Below are 17,989 nucleotides of genomic sequence, written 5' to 3'. Positions count from 1 at the left end.
GGAGCGCTGCTCCTGAGCGGGAGGATGCGCAGCGCCGAGGAGCGGGACCGGGCGGCGGCCCGCCAGGTCGCCCCGGCCGATCTCGTGGGCGGTGTCCATGTGGCGGGTGCGCGCACGCATGAGGCCGACGGACCCGATTTCGTGTCGGGCCCGTCGGTCGTCTTCACGGGATTCCCTCGGCGGGGTTCAGCGGCACAGGGCGGTGTCCACGACGCGTTCGAGATTCCTCCGGCCCGCCTCGTCGGTCAGCTGCAGGGTGACCGCGACGCTGGCGGCGCGGCCGTCGTCGGTGGCGCCGCCCCGGGTCTCGTACCCCGGGAAGCTGCCGCCGTGGCCCCAGGAGAGACCGCCGCACGGCAGCGGCCTGCTGACCAGTCCGAGTCCGTAGCGGGAGCCGGGGCCGAAGGTCGCTTCGGCGGGGACGGTGGAGCGCATCTGGGCGAGCTGGGCGGAGGGCAGGAGACGGCCGGCCAGGAGTGCGGTGAAGAAGCGGTTGAGGTCGGAGTTGGTGGAGATCATCTGGCCTGCCGCCCAGCCCCAGGAGGGGTCGATCTCCGTGATGTCGCGCAGCGGCGCGTCCGCCGATTCCCGGTAGTAGCCGTGGGGGTGGGGCTCCCGGATGCCCGCGTCACCGGGGGCGGGGAAGTAGGTGTGGCGCAGGCCGATGGGCTTGATGATGCGCCGGTCGATCTGTTCGGCCAGGGGGCGGCCGGTGACCTTCTGGACGATCAGGCCGGCGAGCACGTAGTTGGTGTTGCTGTACTTCCAACTCTTCCCGGGGGCGAACTCGGCCGGGTGCTTGAGGGCTGTACCGAGTAGTTCGCGGGGGGTGTAGTACCTGACGTCGTCCCCGAGGTAGTTGCTGTAGTTGGGGAGCCCGCTGGTCTGCTGGAGAAGGTGGCGGACCCTGATGTGGCGTCCGTCGATCCCCTCCCCGCGGACGAGGCCGGGCAGGTAGGTGTCGACGTCGGCGTCCAGATCCATCCTCCCCTCGGCGACGAGCTGGAGGACGACGACCGCGACGAAGGTCTTGGTGTTGCTGCCGATCCGCACCTGCCCGTCGACGGGCACCGGTGCGACGGTGGCCAGGTTGCCGAGCCCTGCGGTGTAGGTCCGGGTTCGGCCGTCACGGTCCTTGACGCTCGCCAGTGCGGCGGGCATCCCGTCGTCGCGCACCAACGCGTTCATGCTCTGCTGCACGGCGTCCGGCCTGGAGGAGGCGGAGGCGGCGGGCGGGGCGAGGGCGGCCAGTGTCATGACGCCGACGGCCACCCCGGCTGCGGCGTGCAGGGCCCGGCGCCGCCTGGCGCCCTGGTGCCGGGCCGAGGAACGAAGGCCCTGGCGGTTCTGTTCACGCATGAGTCAACTCCTGAGCTATTTGTGGATTCTTGCTCGGGCTGTCGGCTTGCCGGGTGCCTGGTTCATCCGGACAGGGCCTTGTCCACGGCGTCCTTGACGTGCTGCACGGCCGCCTCCTCGGTCGGGATGCTGGTGACCGTGACGTTGGCGGCGCGCCGACCGTCGTCGGTGACACCGCCCCGGGTCTCGTATCCCGCGATGCCGCCGCCGTGGCCCCAGTAGACGCCGCCGCACGACAGCGGCCTGCTCGTGAGCCCCAGCCCGTAGCGGAAGCCTGAGGTCCCGGCGGGGACCGTCGTGCGCCTCTGGGCGAGCTGGGCCGCCGGGAGGAGGCGGCCGGCGAGGAGTGCGGTGAAGAAGCGGTTGAGGTCGGAGTTGGTGGAGATCAACTGGCCTGCCGCCCAGCCCCAGGAGGGGTCCGTCTCCGTGAAGTCGCGCAGCGGTCCGTCCGCCGGGTTGCGGTGGTAGCCCTGGGGGTGCGGCTCTCGGATGGTCATCTCTCCGGGGGCGGGGAAGTAGTGTGGCGCAGCCCGATGCGCTTGATGATGCGCCGGTCCATCTCCTCGGCCAGGGGGCGGCCCGTGACCTTCTGGACGATCAGGCCGGCCAGGACGTAGTGGGTGTTGCTGCATCCCCACGTTTTTCCCGGCTCCGCGTCGGCCTCGTACCGGAGGGCGATGTCGAGCAGCTCGCGGGGTTCGGGGTACCGGGACGCCGTAGTCGGGGAGTCCGCTGGTGTGCTGGAGGAGCTGGCGGACCGTGATGTGGCGTCCGTCGATCCCCTCTCCGCGGACGAGGCCGGGCAGGTAGGTGTCCACCATGGTGTCGAGGCCGATCTCCCCCTCGCCGACCAGCTGCGGGACCACCCCCGCGGTGAACGCCTTGGTGTTGTTGCCGATCCGTACCTGGCCGTCCCTGGGTCCCGGCGGGCATGCCGTCGTCGCGCACCAGCGCGTTCATGCTCTGCTGCACGGCGTCCGCACTGGCGGCGGCGGAAACGGAGGGCGGGGCGAGGGCGCCCACTGTCATGGCGCCGATGGCCACCGCGACCGTGGCCGACGCGGCCCGTCGCCGCCTCCCGCCGCGATGCGGCCGGGTCGAGGAAGGTAGGCCCTGCCGGGTCTGAGCTCGCATGGGTCAACTCCTGGGGAATCGTTCGGTGGAGCACGATCCTGGTTTCCAGGGCCCTGTCACCGCATCGCGGGAAGGCGGGAGAATTCGCTCCCCCGATCGGGGGAGGCCGCCGGTGGGCTGCGCGGCGATACTGGCGATCATGATCAGGGGAATCCGGCCGCTGTTGCGCGGCTCCACGTATTCAGGTGTGCTGTTCGCCTATTGCGGCGCGCTGGCCAGCCTTCCGCTGCTGCCCTTCGCCCTGTTGCCGGCGCTGTCGTGGCGATCCGCTCCCGAAAGCGTGCAGCTCGTCCTGGTCCTGCTCGTCTGGGCCGTCCTGGTCGGACTGGTCGGACTGGCGCGCCCCGTCCGACGCGCGCTGGTCGTGTCCGCCCGCCGGCTGCTGCACGTGCCGTTGCCGATGCCCGTGGCCGGTCGCCGCACTTCTGGTTCCCCCGGCCTCGGCGACTGGCGGACCCCGCTCTGGCTGCTTCTGCACGTGGCCGTCGGGTGGGCGGGGGCGCTGGCGAGCGGGGTGCTGTTCCTCATGGGCGTCGCCCTGCCGGGGAACTGGCTCGGAGGCGAGGCGCGGGCGAGTCTGTTCGGCACGTCGGTCCGGGTGTCGGGCGGGTGGAGCAGCTGGGTGGTGGCGGCCGTGTGCGTCCTGCTGGCGGCGGCCGTCTGCGTACTGGTGACGAAGACCCTGCGATGGTCGGCGCCACGGTTGTTGGGACCGTCGGCAGCCGAACGCCTCGCACTGGCTGCCGAGCGGGAACTGCTGCTGGCCGAACGCAACCGGATCGCCCACGAGTTGCACGATTCGATCGGGCACACGCTGACGGCGGCCACCATCCAGGCGGCGGTGGCCGGCGAGGTGCTCTCCGCCGACCCGGCGGCGGCGCGGGCCGCCATGCGCAGCATCGAGGAGTCGACGCGGGCCGCGCTGGAGGACCTGGACTACGTGCTCGGAGTGCTGCGCGAGGAACAGTCGGGGACGGCGCCGACCCGGACCCTGGCCGACCTGCCCGAGCTGCTGGACCGCCTGCGGCACGCGGGGGCGGTGGTGGAGCCGGACCTGTCGGGCGCTCTGGCGCAGGTGCAGGGGACGCTCTCCCGGGCGGCGTACCGGATTCTCCAAGAGGGGCTGACGAACGCGCTGCGCCACGGGGCGGGCGGCCCGATCGAGGTCCGCGTGGCGGCCGGGCCGGCCGGACTGGACCTCGCGGTGGTCAATCGGACCGGGGCAGGGACGGGCCCGGGCCCGGGCCCGGGTACCTTCCCGACCTCCGGCCACGGTCTGCCCGGACTGGCCGAGCGCGTCAGGCTGCTGCACGGTGACTTCCAGGCCGGCCCGGACGGGACGCAGCACTGGCGGCTGGCCTGTCGGCTGCCGGCACGGGCGTCGGCGTGAACGGATCCGAGGCGGGCGAGAGCACGGCCCTGCCCGCCGTCACCAGCCCCTGCGTCACCCTCCTGATCGCGGACGATGACGAGGTCACCCGCAGCGGCCTGCGCCTGCTGCTCGCCGCACAGCCGGGGATCACGGTGGTCGGCGAGGCCGCCGACGGCGTCGAGGCGGTCGAACGGGCGAGGATCCTGCGACCGGACGTGGTCCTGATGGACGTCCGGATGCCGCGTCTCAACGGGATCGAGGCCACCCGCCAACTCGTCGCCGAAGCGGCCGGACCGCCGAAGGTCGTGGTGATCACCACGTTCGAGAACGACGGCTACGTCACAGCCGCCCTCAGCGCGGGCGCCAGCGGCTTCGTCCTCAAGCGCCTCCCGGTCCGCCGGATCGCCGAGGCGGTCCGGGTGGTGGCGGCGGGCGAAGCGGTCCTCTTCCCGGCCGCACTGGGCCGCATGGTCGCCCCCCGCCCGCTGGGCTCCGCACAGGCCCTGCCGCGGGCCGCCCTCACCGGCCGGGAGGAGGAGGTACTGCGCCTGATGGCCACAGGGCTCTCCAATCCGGAGATCGCGGAGTCCCTCACGGTGAGCCTGGAGACGGTCAAGACCCACGTCGGAAATGTGCTGACCAAGCTCGCCGCACAGAACCGGACCCATGCGGTGGTGATCGCGTACGAGTCCGGCCTGGTGGTCCCGGGCTTCGCCGGCTGAACCGGCTTCAGTACGGGCCACGACGCGGCTCCGCCTTGCGGTCCACGGCGGCGCCTCTGGAGGCGTGCGAAGTATCGCTGTCCGCGGGCCAGGTCGACGACACCCTCCGTCGAATCCTCGCAGTAGCCGAAACCGGCCGGCGCTTCTGCAAGGACAACCATGAATTCATGCGTATCGCCGACGAGTTCGAGCCGAAGGCGAACCGACTGCTGGAGCGGAGCAAGGGCATTCCGCTGTAGCGCCGGACGGCCGGGGAGGAGTCCTGGCTCCCCACCGCCGGGGCCCTGGCGGGGAGAGGTCCGGCGGCCGGTTCGTCAGGGGGCGTTGCGGGGGGTCAGGGCGTCGACCTTGCGGGTCAGGGTGGCCAGCGCGGCCTTCAGGGCGGCGATGTCGGACTTGTCCGCGGATTGGTTCGCCTCTGCCAGCTGGACCACCAGGGCGCCGCCCGGTTCCAGGGTGACCTCCGTGGTTTCCGTGACGTCGTCGCCGCCCTGGTGGCGGACCGCCGCGTCCAGGTCTGCGCGGCGCAGGCCGTTGCGGCGGATCACCCGGCTGAGCCAGTGGCCGTCGCGGGCCAGGGTGGTGGGGCTGCCCTCCAGGAGGCGGCCCAGCCATTCGTAGCGGGCGGCCGTCCGGACCACCACGGAGTTCACCCCGAGCAGTACGGCGGCCCCGAAGGCCGCACCGATGACGGAGTCGTCCGGGCCGATCACGGCGTTCTGCACGACGTTGGCCAGCAGCAGCATCACCACCAGGTCGAAGGTGCTGAGCTGCGCGAGCTGGCGCTTCCCGACGATCCGCAGCAGCGCCAGAATCAGCACGTAGACCCCGATGGTGCGGAGCGCCTTCTCCGGGTACGGGATGTCACCGTGCAGGAACGGGGTGAGGGCGTCGTGGGCGCAATACACCCCGTCCACGCTGGCACATCCGGCGCGTGTCCGGTGTCACCGACCCGCCGCGTCACCGCGTGGGGGCGGCCGCCCGCCCCGGCCGCGGCGGGGCCGGGGTGGGGCGGGCGGCCTCCTGCGCTACGGCTTCGGCAGGGTGCAGCCCGCGCGGTTCAGGTCGATCTTGTTGCCGGCGCCGATGCACGGGACGATGATGTACGTCTCCTGGGCGTAGTTGATGCCCTGGCGGACCGTGACGTTGCCGGCCTCGTCCACCTCGCACGGGTTGTTCTCCGTGCAGCGCTGCCCGTCCTCGTTGCCCGTGTTGTTGACCGCGACGACCTTGCCCGTCGTCGTGTCGATCACCGGGGAGCCCGAGGTGCCGCCGATCGTGTTGCAGGACGAGGTGTAGCGGACCGAGTCCTTCCAGGTCCACTCGCCCTCCTTGAGGCGGTACGCGAACCCGTCCACGTTGCAGCTGTAGGTCCGCTTCCAGTACCCCGACACGACCTTGATCGCCGTGCCCTGCACCGGGCGGGCGTCGTTCAGGGTGAGCGCGGATATGCCGTACTGGCTCTGGATCTGCGCGTACGTCTTGGTCAGCTGGTAGACCGAGATGTCCGTGTCGGTCATCGTCGCGTACGCGATCTTGCTGGCCCGCAGCGTCGCCACCCGCGAGCCCGACGCGTTGAGCAGCGAGAACGAGCGGCTGGACGACTGGTCCTTGACGACCTCGCCCGGCCCCGGGAAGCCGGTCTCGATGCAGTGCCCGTTGGAGAGCACGAGCGCGGGGTCGTTCGGCTGGGAGCCGGGGGCGCGGACGACGGAGCCGGAGCAGTTGCTGAGCGCGACCGTCCCCGCGTAGTTCACGGCGACGGCCGCGGCGGCCTCGTCCCGGGGTGTCGAGGCCACGGCCGGTGCTGCCGCCGCTCCTATCAGGAGCAGCGAGAGCACGGCGCCGACGAGAGGCTTGCGCATGTGGGGGTTCCCCTCTGATGACGATGCAACCGAAGATCCTCCGGTTGTCATGTGCATTGTTGGGACACGCGCATCAACAGGCAAGGATGTGGCCAGAGTTGGCGGTTTTCGGGTCCAGGAGGCCCGTCAGTGCAGGAGGCGGTCCCGGAGGCGGGCCGCCGTCGCCGGCGTGATCCCGACGCGCGTGGCGAGGTAGTCGGCCGTGGAGCCGTAGCGCGTGGCCAGGTCGGCGAGGACGAGGGACAGGATCTCGGCCGGAGCGCGGCCGTACGAGGGCCAGCGCATGGTGCGGCCCGGGTTGGCGGCGTGCCAGTCGGCCGTGAGGCGGGCGGTGGCCAGCTCGGTGAGCGCGAAATCGGCCAGGATCTCCTCCTCGGACACGTCGAGGAGGGTCAGGACGAAAGCGGCGATCAGGCCGGTGCGGTCCTTGCCGGAGGTGCAGTGGAAGACCGCCGGTCCGGGACCGGCGGCGATGAGCTCGATGGCCCCGCGGATCTCCTCCACGCCGTCCTCGGTCACCTCGGCGAACCGGTCGGCCAGGTACCGCCAGGGGTCGATGTCGGGGTCGATCGCGGCCTGGTCGTACGGGCGGTGCTCGATGCTGAGGTTGGCGTACGTGAACCGCTCGGGCTCCGGGATCCGCCCCTTGGCCTCGATCTCCCAGGGGTAGCGCAGGTCGATGACCGTACGTATGCCGAGGCCGAGGAAGCGGTCCCAGTCGGCTCCCGTGAGCTTGCCCAGGGAATCGGACCGGTAGAGCGCGCCCCAGGCGACGGTACGGCCGTCGGCGGAGCGGTAGCCGCCCAGGTCGCGGAAGTTGTGCAGGCGGTCGAAGTCGACGTGGCGGCGGTGCGGGTGCACGGTCTGGTCGGGCAACTGGGGCTCCTCGGAATGCGGTTGAGTGGCCCAGGATGCCTCAGCGCTTGCGCGCGAGCGTGAGCCCGTCCGCGATCGGGAGCATCACCGACTCCGTGCGCCCGTCCGCGCGCACGTGCGCGTTGAACTCCCGGATGGCCAGGGCGTTCCCCCGGGCACCGGCGTCCACCGCCTCTCCCCCGTAGAGGACGTTGTCGGCGAGGATCAGCCCGCCGGGACGCAGGCGCGGCACGAGCTCGTCCCAGTACGCGCGGTAGCCGGGCTTGTCGGCGTCCAGGAAGACCAGGTCGATCACCGGGTCCTGCGGGAGTGCGCGGAGCGTCTCCAGCGCCGGGGCGATCACGAGCTCGATCCGGTCGTCGACCCCGGCTGCCTTCCAGGCCTCCTGTGCGATCGACGTCCACTCCTCGGAGACGTCGCAGGTCATGACCCGCCCGCCGGCGGCCAGTCCCGCGGCCAGGGCGAGCGTGGAGTAACCGGTGAAGGTGCCGACCTCGACGATCCGGCGGGCGCCCACCATCTTGCCCAGGAGGGTGAGAAAGACCCCCTGCTCGTGCGGGACCTGCATCCGCGCCGGGCCGCCGAGCGCGCGGGTCCGCTCGACGAGCTCCTCCTGGACGCGGCTCGGCGGCTCGGCCTGCGCGACCAGGTACCCGTACACCTCGGGGGTGAGGTGCACCGTCTTCACGTCGCCGGCGGCCCTGTCCATGTCGCACGTCCCTTCGCGAGTCCCGTGTGCTCCGGGACGGCCCCGGCCCGGGACCACCCCGCTGCCCAACGAATCCGCCCCCGGTCGGCAACGGCCCGGCCCCCTCGGCCGACCGCCGAGGAGGTGAGGACCGTCAGGCCGTCGGGTGGAGGGGCGTCGGGCGGAGGGGCCTCGGGTGGAGGGGAGTCGGGTGGAGGGCCGCGTACTCCAGCGGGGCCGAAGGGTCGATCGTGACGGTGAGCGGGGCGGGGGCCGCGTCGGCGCGGACCAGGAGGTCGCCGATCGCCGCGATCATCGCGCCGTTGTCCGTGCACAACGTCATCGGCGGCACCCGCAGTTCGATGCCCGCCGAGGCGCAGCGCCGTTCCGCCAGGGCCCGGACGCGCGAGTTGGCCGCCACCCCGCCGACCACCACCAGCGTCTTCACGCCGTACTCCGCGCAGGCCGCGACCGCCTTGCGGGTCAGTACGTCGGCCACCGCCTCCTGGAGCGAGGCCGCGCCGTCGGCGACCGGCAGCCGCTCCCCGCGCTGCCGGTGCCCCTCGGCCCAGCGGGCCGCGGCCGTCTTCAGCCCCGAGAAGGAGAACGAGTACGCGTACGGGTCGTTCGCGCGCGGGCCGCCGGTCAGCGGACGCGGGAACGGGACCGCCTCCGGGTCACCGCCCCGCGCCGCCCGGTCGATGGCCGGCCCGCCCGGGTACGGCAGGCCGAACACCCGGGCCACCTTGTCGAAGCACTCCCCCGCCGCGTCGTCCAGGGTGTCCCCGAGGTGCAGGATCGGCGCGCGCACGAGGTCCCGTACGAGCAGCAGCGAGGTGTGCCCGCCCGAGACGATCAGCACCACGCAGGGTTCGGGCAGCGGCCCGTGCTCCAGGGTGTCGGCGGCGACGTGCCCGGCCAGGTGGTGGACCCCGTAGAGCGGTACGCCCAGCGAGTACGCGAGGGTCTTCGCCCCGGCCAGTCCGACCTGGAGCGCGCCGGAGAGGCCGGGGCCGGTGGTGACGGCCACCGCGTCGAGCTGTTCGGCGCGCAGTCCGGCCCGGTCGAGGGCCTGGCGGACCACCGGGTTGAAGGCGTGCAGGTGGGCGCGGGCCGCGATCTCGGGGACGACACCGCCGAACCGGGCGTGCTCGTCCATGCTCGACGCGACGACGTGCGCGAGGAGCCGGCCGCCCTGCACGATGCCCGCGCCCGTCTCGTCGCAGGAGGACTCGATGCCGAGCACCACCGGAGAAGCAGCCATCAGACCCGCACCCACCCTTATTGCGAATAGTTCGCAATAAGGTTACTGGCCGCGCGGGACCACCGTCGCCAGCACCGACGGCAGCGGGTACCAGTCCGCCGAGGCGATGGACGCGTGGTGCGCCGCCATCAGGGCGACCCGGTCCCGGGCCTGGGCCTCGGTCGGGTGCACCCCGTCGATGGCGGGCGCCACGCCGTGCGCGTCGGTGGCGATCAGCAGGTAGTGGTTGCGGTCGTACCAGGCGGTGTCGATCGAGCCGCCCGCGTACGCGCTCGCGTCCCCGTCGAAGACCACGAACCAGGGGCGCAGCGAGGCGTCGGCGTACCGGGCCCGCGGGTCCCCGGCCTCGGCCCGGTGCACGGCGGGGAAGGCGGCGGCCTGGTCGAGCCGGCCGGCGGCGGCGAGGGAGCGCAGGTGCTCGGCGTACTCGCGGTCGGTCCACAGGGTGTCGCCGGCGTTGCCCTCCTCCAGCGTGCCGGGGATCAGCTCCACCAGGAACTTCCCGGCCATCGCGGCGCGGCTCGGCCAGGCGCCGGCCCGGGCGGCCGTGTCCAGGTCGGGGTGGCCGGCGGCGAGCCGGCCGGGGCGGTAGACGGCGTCGCCGAGCTTCGAGTTCAGCAGCGCGTCGAGCTCGGCCGGGCCGCGCCCGAGGTTGGCTGCGAAGCCGTCCTTGAGCTCCAGCTTGAGGACGACCGGGCGGTGGCCGGGGTGGGCGTCGTGCCAGCTGCGGATGTCGGAGAGGCAGCCCGCGAGGTTCTGGTTGCGGGACTTGGTGCGCAGCTGGGCGGGGCTGGTGGCGTTCTCGCAGTTGTTGTCGTTGCCGAAGGGGTTGTCGTGGGAGACCCGCCAGGAGCTGCCGAAGAAGTTGGTCCACACGTCGAGTTCCAGCATCGCTGCGCCCGAGTCGAGCGCGTCCGCGAAGTACGGGTACTTGGCCTTCTCGTACGCGTTGTGCACGCCGACGCCGGTCGATCCCGCGTACGGGAGATCGGCGGCCCCCGCCCCAGCCCCTGCCGCTGCCGCCTTGCCGGCCGCCCCCGCCGGGGCCGTGCCCAGTACGAGGGCCAGGGTGAGGGCCGCCAGGCCCGCCGTCACCGCGCCCGCCATCCGGTTCCGCAATCCCATGCTTTCGGCTCCTGTCCGCCCAGTCGGTGCGCCATGTCACAACTCGGCGGGAGAGTAGGCGAGTTGGGTGACGGACGGAAGGACGGCGGATGACGGGCGTCCCGGCTGTGAGGACGGACACGTTCCGACCCGGAACCGGCGCCGCCACGCCGTCCGTCGGACAGGGAGCCGATCGGGGCGCGACCGGCTTTTCCGGGCGGGGAGGACCACATGTTCACCAGGGTTCGCGGGCGGGTCGTACGGGTCTCCCTGCTCGTCGGCGTCGGCTGCGCCGTGCTGATGGGGTGCGCCGGGCTCCTGTGGAAGCTGCACGGCGTGGCGGCGTACCTGGCGGACGGGGATCCCGGCGAGGGGAGCTACGTACAGGACGCCGAGCAGGCCGACCGCGCGGCGGCGGCCGTACTGGAGGGACCGGCGCGGGAGGTCCCACCGGTGGCCCCGGCGTCTCCGGTGGCCCCGGTGACCACGGCGCCCCCGACACCCCCGACGTCCCCGACGTCCCCGGCGTCCCAGGCCTCCCCGGATCCCGCCGCACCGGGAACGGCCGCACCGGGCACGGTCGCGCAAGGCACGGCCGCACCGGGCACGGTCGGCCCCCCGGCCGGCCTGCCCTGGCAGTCGGGCGGCTGGCGGCCCTCCGACCCGCTGGTCGCGCGGCCCGCCGCCGCGGAGCCCGCGATCGGCGCGCTGTTCTCGCCCGGGGATGACGCGGACCAGGACCACCACTGCTCGGCGAGCGTGGTCCACTCCCCCGGCGGAGACCTCATCGCCACCGCCGCCCACTGCGTGTACCGCGGCGTCTTCGGCTTCCGTACGAACCTCGCCTTCGCCCCCGGCTACCGGGACGGCGAGGCCCCCTACGGGGTGTGGGTGCCCACCCGGATCGACGTGGACCCCCGCTGGATCGAGGACCAGGACCCCGACTACGACGTGGCCTTCCTCCGCATGCGCCGGCCGGGCCACCCCGGCGAGCGGCTGGAGGGCGCCACCGGGGCGCAGACGATCCGGTTCGGGACCGAACTGCCCGCGCCGGCCCGGGTCGTGGGCTACCCGAACGCCACCGAGTACCCCGTGGAGTGCTTCAACACCGCCCGTGCCGACGGGCCCGCGCAGCTGCGGCTGGATTGCGCGGACGTACCCGACGGCACGAGCGGTGGTCCGGTGCTGACCGACGCGCACACCCTGATCGGGGTGGTCGGCGGCCGCGACGGGGGCGGCGACGAGACGACCTCGTACAGCAGCCTGTTCGGCGACGGGGTACGCGCCGTGTACGAGCGCGCCGTGGCGGCCCGCTAGCGCGGTCGCGAGCGCGGCTCGTACCCCGTCAGACCCTACGACCCGGAATCTGCCGGGGCCTTGTGGTGCGGCGGGTAGTCGGCGGTCTTCGGGGCCGTCGGCAGCCGCCATTTGGACAGGACCCGGACCACCGTGCCCGGACTCAGCAGGACGTTCGGCGAGACCGCCAGCGACAGCACGCCGAAGAAGGGCCGCGAGATCTCCGGGTCGGCGTTGGCGCCCACGATCACCCGGGACATGTAGGCCTGCAGCACCTTGGTCGCCCGGTCGGGCGGCGGCCCCTCGGTCTCCGGGTAGCGCATGTCCTCGCTGGTGGCGATCTGCCAGGCCACGTCGGAGGCGGCGGCCGTGCGCCGCTGGATCCGGCGCGCGGCCGCGGCGATCTCCCGGGGGGCCAGGCCCCGGATGGCGCCGGCCAGTGCGTCCGCCGCGAGGGCGGCCACCGTCATCCCCTGCCCGTACACGGGGTTGACCCGGCAGACGGCGTCGCCGAGGACGACGAATCCGGCCGGCCAGCGGTCGAGGCGCTCGAAGTGGCGCCATTCGTTGGCGGTGTTGCGGTAACCCGTCGGCGTGGAGAGGGGCTTGGCGTCGCGGATGGCGTCGTACAGCACCGGGCTGCGCAGGGTCCGGGTGAATTCGAGGAACTCCTCCTCCCCGGTCGGCGGGGCGTGTTCGCCGTTGCCGGTCAGCGTCACCAGCCATCGGCCGTCGTCCAGGGGCACCAGCACGCCGCCGCGCGGGTTCTCGGGGCGGCCCTGGACGTAGATCCCCTGCCAGCGGCGCGCCGGATCGGGCGGGATCTCGTAGTAGCGGCTGGAGTAGCACAGGTGGGAGTCGTAGCGGGTGGTCGCCGGGGCCGGGTGGCCGAGGGCGGCGAGCCAGGCCGGGGCCCGGGAGGTCCGCCCGGTCGCGTCGACCACGAAGCGGGCCGGCAGCGGGTCCCCGTCGCGCAGCCGTACGCCGGTGACCGAGCGGCCGTCGGGCCCGGCGACGAGCCCGGTCGCCGTCGAGCCGGAGCGGACCCGGATGCGCTCGTCCCGCAGCACCTCCCGGCGGACCGTCCAGTCGATCAGCTCCCGGCTGCCGATCAGGATCCGGGAACCGGGAACCGGGTGGAACCAGTCGGCCGGGCTCAGCCACAGGAAGTCCCGCGGCGTCTCCATCAGGGCCGCCCCGGCCGCCAGCAGCTCGCGGGTGACCCCGGGCAGCAGCCCCTCCATGAGGTCCAGGCCGCGCGACCACAGCACGTGCACGTGCCGGGACTGCGGCACACCGGGCCGGAAGGCCGGTCCGGCGTCCGGCAGTTCGTCCCGTTCCACCACGGTCACGCGCGCGAACCGCTGGGCGAGTGCCCGCGCCGCCAGCAGCCCCGCCAGGCCTGCGCCGAGGACCACCGCGTGATCGTGGGCTTCGTGGGCTTCTGGGTGGTTGTCCGTGTCGTCGTCCATGGCGCCGAGTCTCCCGCGACGGCCGCGCGCCGGATCAGGTCCCGCCCGGGGCGCCCCGAGGCACCCCGGGGGCGGACGGGGGGCTCACGGAGGGGCGCCCGTACCGGGACGCCCGCGGAGGGGGTCCGCTCCCGCGGTCGGCTCAGTGCGCGGGGAACCCGTACGAGACGGAGGTCAGCTTCTCGGAGGCCGCCCAGAGCCGTTCGCCCGAGGCGTCGTCCAGGGTCCACTTCGCCCGCCAGGAGCGGACGGGCGCCCCGCGCCAGCCGAGCCGCGGCCCGAAGAACGCGTCGGGCCGCACCCCCGGCGCGGTGGCCGCGTACAGCGTGGGCAGCGCGCCGGAGGCGGCGGACTGGGCGAGGACGGCGGCGCCGAGGCCCATCAGCCGCGACATGGGCCGGTGGCCCTCCTGCCGCGAGGCCCCGGCGTGCAGGTTGGTCGAGGCGTAGCCGGGGTGCGCGGCGGCCGCGACGATCCCGGAGCCGGCGGCTTCGAGCCGCCGGGCCAGCTCGTGCGTGAAGAGGAGGTTGGCGGTCTTGGAGCGGCCGTACGCGATCCAGCGCCGGTAGCCGTGCTCGCCGTTCAGGTCGTCGTGGTCCACGTCGCCCAGCGCGTGGAACCCGCTGGAGACGGTGACGATCCGGGCCCCGGGGGCCGCGGCCAGCAGCTGCGGCAGGAGCAGTCCGGTCAGCGCGAAGTGGCCGAGGTGGTTGACCCCGAACTGGGTCTCGAACCCGTCGGCGGTCCGCCCGTACGGCAGCGCCATCACGCCGGCGTTGTTCACGAGCAGGTCGAGGGTGCGGCGGCGCTGCCCGTGGACGTGGGCGAACTCCCGTACGGAGGCCAGGTCGGCCAGGTCCAGCGGGAGGAACTCCACCTCGGCGCCGGGGACTTCGGCGCGCAGCCGGACCACCGCGGCCCGCCCGCGCGCCGAGCTGCGGCAGGCCAGCACCACGTCGGCCCCGCGCCGGGCGAGCTCGCGGGCGGCGACGTAGCCGATGCCGCTGTTGGCGCCCGTGACGACGGCGGTGCGGCCGCTCTGGTCGGGGATGTTCTCGGCGTTCCAGCCAGGCATGTGAGCTCCCTCGCGACGGTGGGTTGCACGGTGCGGTCACCTTGGGGTTACCGAGGGTAGACCTCTTCCTTCGCGGGGGTGGATCCGGGGGCCGGTCGACCGGGCCAGTAGGCTGCGGGTCCGTCCGCCCGCTCCCCTTCCCGTTCCCGAGGTACCGCGCAGTGAGCTCCGCACCGCCGCTCCCCCTACCCGTCTCGGTCGTCGGCCTCGGCGCCGACGGCTGGGCCGGGCTCACCGCCGCCGCACGGTCCGCGCTGACCGGGGCCGAGGTGCTGATCGGCGGGCCGCGGCAGCTGGACCTGCTGCCGGCCGGCGACTGCGCCGGCGAGCGGGTGGCCTGGCCGAGCCCGCTGCGGCCCGCCGTGCCGAAGCTGATGGCCGAGCACGCGGGCCGCCGGGTCGCGGTGCTCGCCAGCGGCGACCCCATGTTCTACGGGATCGGCCGGGCCCTGGCCGAGGAGCTCGGGCCGGACGCCCTGCGGGTCCATCCGCACCCCTCCTCGGTCTCGTACGCGTGCGCCCGTCTGGGCTGGCCGGTGGAGGACACCGAGGTGGTCACGGTGGTCGGCCGCCCGGTGGCCCGGCTCGCGGCCGCGCTGTACGAGGGGCGGCGGGTGCTGGTGCTCAGCGCCGGAGCAGCGAGCCCGGACGAGATCGCTGCTCTGCTTCGAGAGCGGGGCTTCGGCCCGAGCCGGATGCGGGTGCTGGAACAGCTCGGCTCCGAGCGCGAGGACACGTACGAGGGAGTGGCCGACAGCTGGGAGCACCCGCCCGGCGATCCCCTCAACGTGGTGGCCGTGGACTGCCGCCGGGACCGGGGCAGCGCCGTCCCGCGGCTCGGCGCGACCCCGGGCCTGCCCGACACCGCGTACGAGCACGACGGCCAGCTCACCAAGCGCCACGTGCGGGCCGCGACCCTGTGCGCCCTCGCCCCGGCCCCCGGCGAGCTGCTGTGGGACATCGGCGGCGGCTCCGGCTCCATCGGCATCGAGTGGATGCGGACGCACCCCTCATGCCGGGCGGTGGCCGTGGAGCGCGTCCCCGAGCGGGCCGGCCGCATCACCCGCAACGCGGCGGCGCTCGGCGTCCCGGGGCTGCGCGTGGTCACGGGCGCCGCACCCGAGGCCCTGGCCGGGCTCCCCGCCCCCGACGCGGTGTTCATCGGCGGCGGGCTGACCGCGCCGGGCCTGCTGGACGCGGCCTGGGCCGCGCTGGCCCCCGGCGGCCGGCTGGTGGTCAACACCGTGACCCTGGAGTCGGAGGCGGTCCTCACCGAGCGCTACCGGCGCCACGGCGGCGACCTCGTCAAGCTGGCCGTCGCGCACGCGGCGGCGGTCGGCGGCTTCACGGGCTGGCGGCAGGCGATGCCGGTCACCCAGTGGTCGGTGACGAAGCCCTGGCCGCGGACGGACCACCCCGCAGCAGCAGCGCACGAACAGAACGAAACGGACCAGGAGACGACATGACCGTGTACTTCATCGGCGCGGGCCCCGGCGCCGCCGACCTGATCACGGTGCGCGGCGCCCGGACGCTGGCCGCCGCCCCGGTCTGCCTGTACGCGGGCAGCCTGGTGCCGCGCGAACTGCTGGCCGAGTGCCCGACGGACGCCCGCCTGGTCGACACCTCGCAGCTGAACCTCGACGAGATCATCGCCGAATGCGTACGGGCCCACGCGGCGGGCGAGGACGTCGCGCGGCTCCACTCGGGCGACCCGTCGATCTTCAGTGCGGTCGCGGAGCAGATGCGGCGGCTCGACGCGGCGGGCATCCCGTACGAAGTGGTGCCCGGTGTACCGGCGTTCGCCGCGGCGGCCGCCGCCCTGAAGCGGGAGCTGACCGTTCCCACCGTCGGCCAGACCGTGATCCTGACCCGGATCGCCCAGCAGGCCACGCCGATGCCGCCCGGCGAGGACCTGGCCACGCTCGGCCGCAGCGGCGCGCTGCTGGTGCTGCACCTGGCCACGCGCTACGTGGACCGGGTCGTCGCCGAACTGCTGCCGCACTACGGGGCCGAGTGCCCGGTGGCGGTGGTGGCGATGGCCAGCCGCCCCGACGAGCTGATCCTGCGCGGCACGCTGGCCGACATCGCCGCCCAGGTGAAGGAGGCGGGCCTGGTCCGCACCGCGGTCATCGTGGTGGGCCGCACGCTCGGCGCCGAGCAGTTCCGCGACAGCCACCTGTACTCCCCCGAACGCGACCGGCATGTCTGCTGATCCGCCCCGGCACGTCCTGGTCCTGGGCGGTACGACGGAGGCCAGGCGGCTCGCGGAGTCGCTCGCGTCCGACCCGGCGTACCGCGTGACCACCTCGCTGGCGGGCCGGGTCTCGGCGCCCGTGCTGCCACCCGGCGAAGTGCGGATCGGCGGCTTCGGCGGGATCACCGGGCTCGCGGATTGGATCGCCGGCCACGGCGTGACGCACGTGGTCGACGCCACCCACCCGTTCGCGGAGCGGATGAGCTTCCACGCCGCCGAGGCGCAGGCGCTCACCGGGGTCCCGCTGCTGGCGCTGCGCCGCCCCGGCTGGTCCGCCGGTCCCGGCGACGACTGGCACTTCGCCGACACGCTCGCCGAGGCGGCCGTACGGCTGCCGGAACTCGGCGGCCGGGCGTTCCTGACCACCGGCCGCATGGGCCTGCACACGTTCGCGCACCTGGCCGACACCTGGTTCCTGGTGCGCTCGGTCGACCCGCCGGACGCGCCGGTGCCGCCGCGGCTCGAAGTCCTGCTCGCCCGGGGGCCGTTCACCCTGGACGGCGAGCGGGAGCTGCTGGCCCGGTACCGGATCGACGTGCTGGTGACCAAGGACAGCGGCGGCTCCGCGACCGCCCCCAAGCTCAGCGCGGCCCGCGAGGCAGGCATCCCGGTCCTGGTGGTCCGCAGGCCCCCCGTCCCGGAGGGCGTCGCGGAGGCGCAGAGCCCGGAGTCGGCCGTGGAGTGGCTCGCGGGACCCGGGGGGTAGGAGGGGCGGGGACAGACCCGAGGCGCATCCCGCTCACCTCACGCACCCCCGCTCACCTCACGCACCCCCGCGCACCCCGCGCCGCCCCGCCCGGCCGCTGTCAGAGGGGTCTCCTACTCTCCTCGGCATGAGCACCGCCACCCTGCTGATCCATAACGGCTCTGCCGCGCCCGATGCCCCGGTCACCCGCATCGGCGGCCTCCCGCTGGCGCCCGCCGGCACGCGGTGGCCCGGCTGTACGAGCTGCTCCGGGCCGCTCCGATTCATCGCGCAGCTGGTCCTCGGCGGCGGGCGCGGGGTCCTCGCCGTCTTCATGTGCGCGAACGATCCGGGCAGTTGCAAGGACTGGAGCGCAACGGCCGGCGGCAACAGGGCCTACCTCTTCCCGCCGACCGGGCTGGTACCGCTGCCGCTGCCCGCACTCCCCACCGCCGCGGACGAGGACGAGGGCGAGGGGGACTACGACGAGGACGAGGACGTTCGGCAGCTCGGGGCGGTCCGTACCGTCGAGCCGGTGGCGGTGGCCGAGCCGGGGTACCGGGCCGCCGCCGAGGCGTGGTCCGCGCAGAGCGGGCGCCCGACGCGCCACGTCCTCGGACAGCTCGGCGGCACTCCCGAATGGCTCCAGGACGACGAGACGCCCGACTGCCCGGGCTGCGGCCGCCCGATGGAGTTCGTCGCCCGGCTGGAGGAGGGCCCGGATCCCCTCACCGCCCCCAACTTCGGCTCCGGCAGCGCCTATGCGCACGCCTGCGAGCCCTGCGGCCGGGCGGCGTTCCTCTGGCAGTGCTGAGGGGGGCCG

Annotated in this window: 16 protein-coding genes and 1 pseudogene; 7 read left to right on the top strand and 10 right to left on the bottom strand. The window is 73.9% G+C overall.

The annotated features are described in order from the left end of the window. Positions 1–186 precede the first annotated feature (186 nt). Complete coding sequence (locus tag ACIBAD_RS19935; RefSeq protein WP_398907898.1) at positions 187–1,359, bottom strand: serine hydrolase domain-containing protein; 1,173 nt, start codon at positions 1,357–1,359, stop codon at positions 187–189. Positions 1,360–1,421: 62 nt separating this feature from the next. Beyond that, positions 1,422–2,493: pseudogene (locus ACIBAD_RS19930) on the bottom strand (serine hydrolase domain-containing protein). Positions 2,494–2,632: 139 nt separating this feature from the next. Between ACIBAD_RS19930 and ACIBAD_RS19925 the strand changes: the two are divergent. After that, positions 2,633–3,883, top strand: coding sequence for a sensor histidine kinase (locus ACIBAD_RS19925; RefSeq protein ID WP_398907897.1), 1,251 nt, complete (start codon positions 2,633–2,635; stop codon positions 3,881–3,883). After that, positions 3,880–4,587 (top strand): response regulator, encoded by a 708-nt coding sequence (locus ACIBAD_RS19920; protein WP_398907896.1) that lies wholly within the window; start codon positions 3,880–3,882, stop codon positions 4,585–4,587. The genes ACIBAD_RS19925 and ACIBAD_RS19920 overlap by 4 nt, the downstream gene beginning before the upstream one ends. Positions 4,588–4,901: 314 nt before the next feature. Here the strand turns inward: ACIBAD_RS19920 and ACIBAD_RS19915 are convergent, their stop codons facing one another. From ACIBAD_RS19915 to ACIBAD_RS19890, 6 genes are all read right to left on the bottom strand, one after another. Further along, complete coding sequence (locus ACIBAD_RS19915; protein WP_398907895.1) at positions 4,902–5,504, bottom strand: DUF421 domain-containing protein; 603 nt, start codon at positions 5,502–5,504, stop codon at positions 4,902–4,904. A gap of 111 nt (positions 5,505–5,615) precedes the next feature. Next, on the bottom strand, positions 5,616–6,452 hold the full coding sequence (locus ACIBAD_RS19910; RefSeq protein ID WP_134070122.1) for a serine protease: 837 nt from the start codon (positions 6,450–6,452) through the stop codon (positions 5,616–5,618). Between the two features lie 126 nt (positions 6,453–6,578). After that, entirely contained in the window at positions 6,579–7,328 is a 750-nt protein-coding gene (locus ACIBAD_RS19905; protein ID WP_398907894.1) for a tyrosine-protein phosphatase, read from the bottom strand. Positions 7,329–7,368: 40 nt separating this feature from the next. Beyond that, positions 7,369–8,037 (bottom strand): O-methyltransferase, encoded by a 669-nt coding sequence (locus ACIBAD_RS19900; RefSeq protein WP_398907893.1) that lies wholly within the window; start codon positions 8,035–8,037, stop codon positions 7,369–7,371. A 133-nt stretch (positions 8,038–8,170) separates the two neighbouring features. Then, positions 8,171–9,280 carry a tRNA (adenosine(37)-N6)-threonylcarbamoyltransferase complex transferase subunit TsaD gene (tsaD, locus tag ACIBAD_RS19895; protein ID WP_398907892.1) on the bottom strand — a complete coding sequence of 370 codons (1,110 nt, stop codon included), beginning with the start codon at positions 9,278–9,280 and terminating at the stop codon, positions 8,171–8,173. A gap of 42 nt (positions 9,281–9,322) precedes the next feature. After that, the gene (locus ACIBAD_RS19890; RefSeq protein ID WP_134070128.1) at positions 9,323–10,405 is read right to left on the bottom strand and encodes a phosphatidylinositol-specific phospholipase C domain-containing protein; all 1,083 of its coding nucleotides are present in this window, start codon (positions 10,403–10,405) and stop codon (positions 9,323–9,325) included. A gap of 210 nt (positions 10,406–10,615) precedes the next feature. Here ACIBAD_RS19890 and ACIBAD_RS19885 point away from each other — a divergent pair, with 210 nt between their 5' ends. Further along, complete coding sequence (locus ACIBAD_RS19885; RefSeq protein ID WP_398907891.1) at positions 10,616–11,701, top strand: trypsin-like peptidase domain-containing protein; 1,086 nt, start codon at positions 10,616–10,618, stop codon at positions 11,699–11,701. A 35-nt stretch (positions 11,702–11,736) separates the two neighbouring features. On the opposite strand, the gene ACIBAD_RS19880 is transcribed toward ACIBAD_RS19885, so the two are convergent. Both ACIBAD_RS19880 and ACIBAD_RS19875 read right to left on the bottom strand, forming a co-directional pair. Further along, on the bottom strand, positions 11,737–13,152 hold the full coding sequence (locus tag ACIBAD_RS19880; RefSeq protein ID WP_398907890.1) for an NAD(P)/FAD-dependent oxidoreductase: 1,416 nt from the start codon (positions 13,150–13,152) through the stop codon (positions 11,737–11,739). Positions 13,153–13,294: 142 nt separating this feature from the next. Next, complete coding sequence (locus ACIBAD_RS19875; protein ID WP_134070130.1) at positions 13,295–14,227, bottom strand: oxidoreductase; 933 nt, start codon at positions 14,225–14,227, stop codon at positions 13,295–13,297. A 161-nt stretch (positions 14,228–14,388) separates the two neighbouring features. Between ACIBAD_RS19875 and cbiE the strand changes: the two genes are divergently transcribed. The 4 genes from cbiE (at position 14,389) to ACIBAD_RS19855 (ending at position 17,980) form a co-directional block, all read left to right on the top strand. Beyond that, positions 14,389–15,693, top strand: coding sequence for a precorrin-6y C5,15-methyltransferase (decarboxylating) subunit CbiE (gene cbiE, locus ACIBAD_RS19870; RefSeq protein WP_134070133.1), 1,305 nt, complete (start codon positions 14,389–14,391; stop codon positions 15,691–15,693). Further along, positions 15,690–16,439 (top strand): precorrin-4 C(11)-methyltransferase, encoded by a 750-nt coding sequence (gene cobM / locus ACIBAD_RS19865; RefSeq protein WP_134070134.1) that lies wholly within the window; start codon positions 15,690–15,692, stop codon positions 16,437–16,439. The genes cbiE and cobM overlap by 4 nt, the downstream gene beginning before the upstream one ends. Beyond that, the gene (locus tag ACIBAD_RS19860; protein WP_134070137.1) at positions 16,429–17,187 is read left to right on the top strand and encodes a cobalt-precorrin-6A reductase; all 759 of its coding nucleotides are present in this window, start codon (positions 16,429–16,431) and stop codon (positions 17,185–17,187) included. Before cobM ends, ACIBAD_RS19860 begins: the two co-directional genes overlap by 11 nt. A gap of 127 nt (positions 17,188–17,314) precedes the next feature. Then, the gene (locus ACIBAD_RS19855) at positions 17,315–17,980 is read left to right on the top strand and encodes a hypothetical protein (RefSeq protein ID WP_134070139.1); all 666 of its coding nucleotides are present in this window, start codon (positions 17,315–17,317) and stop codon (positions 17,978–17,980) included. Positions 17,981–17,989: the final 9 nt, after the last annotated feature.

Origin of the sequence: Streptomyces sp. NPDC051109 (assembly GCF_044455885.1) — a bacterium.
GTDB lineage: Bacteria > Actinomycetota > Actinomycetes > Streptomycetales > Streptomycetaceae > Streptomyces.
Note: the sequence above shows the minus strand (reverse complement) of the source record. Positions and strands in the feature narration are given on the sequence as shown.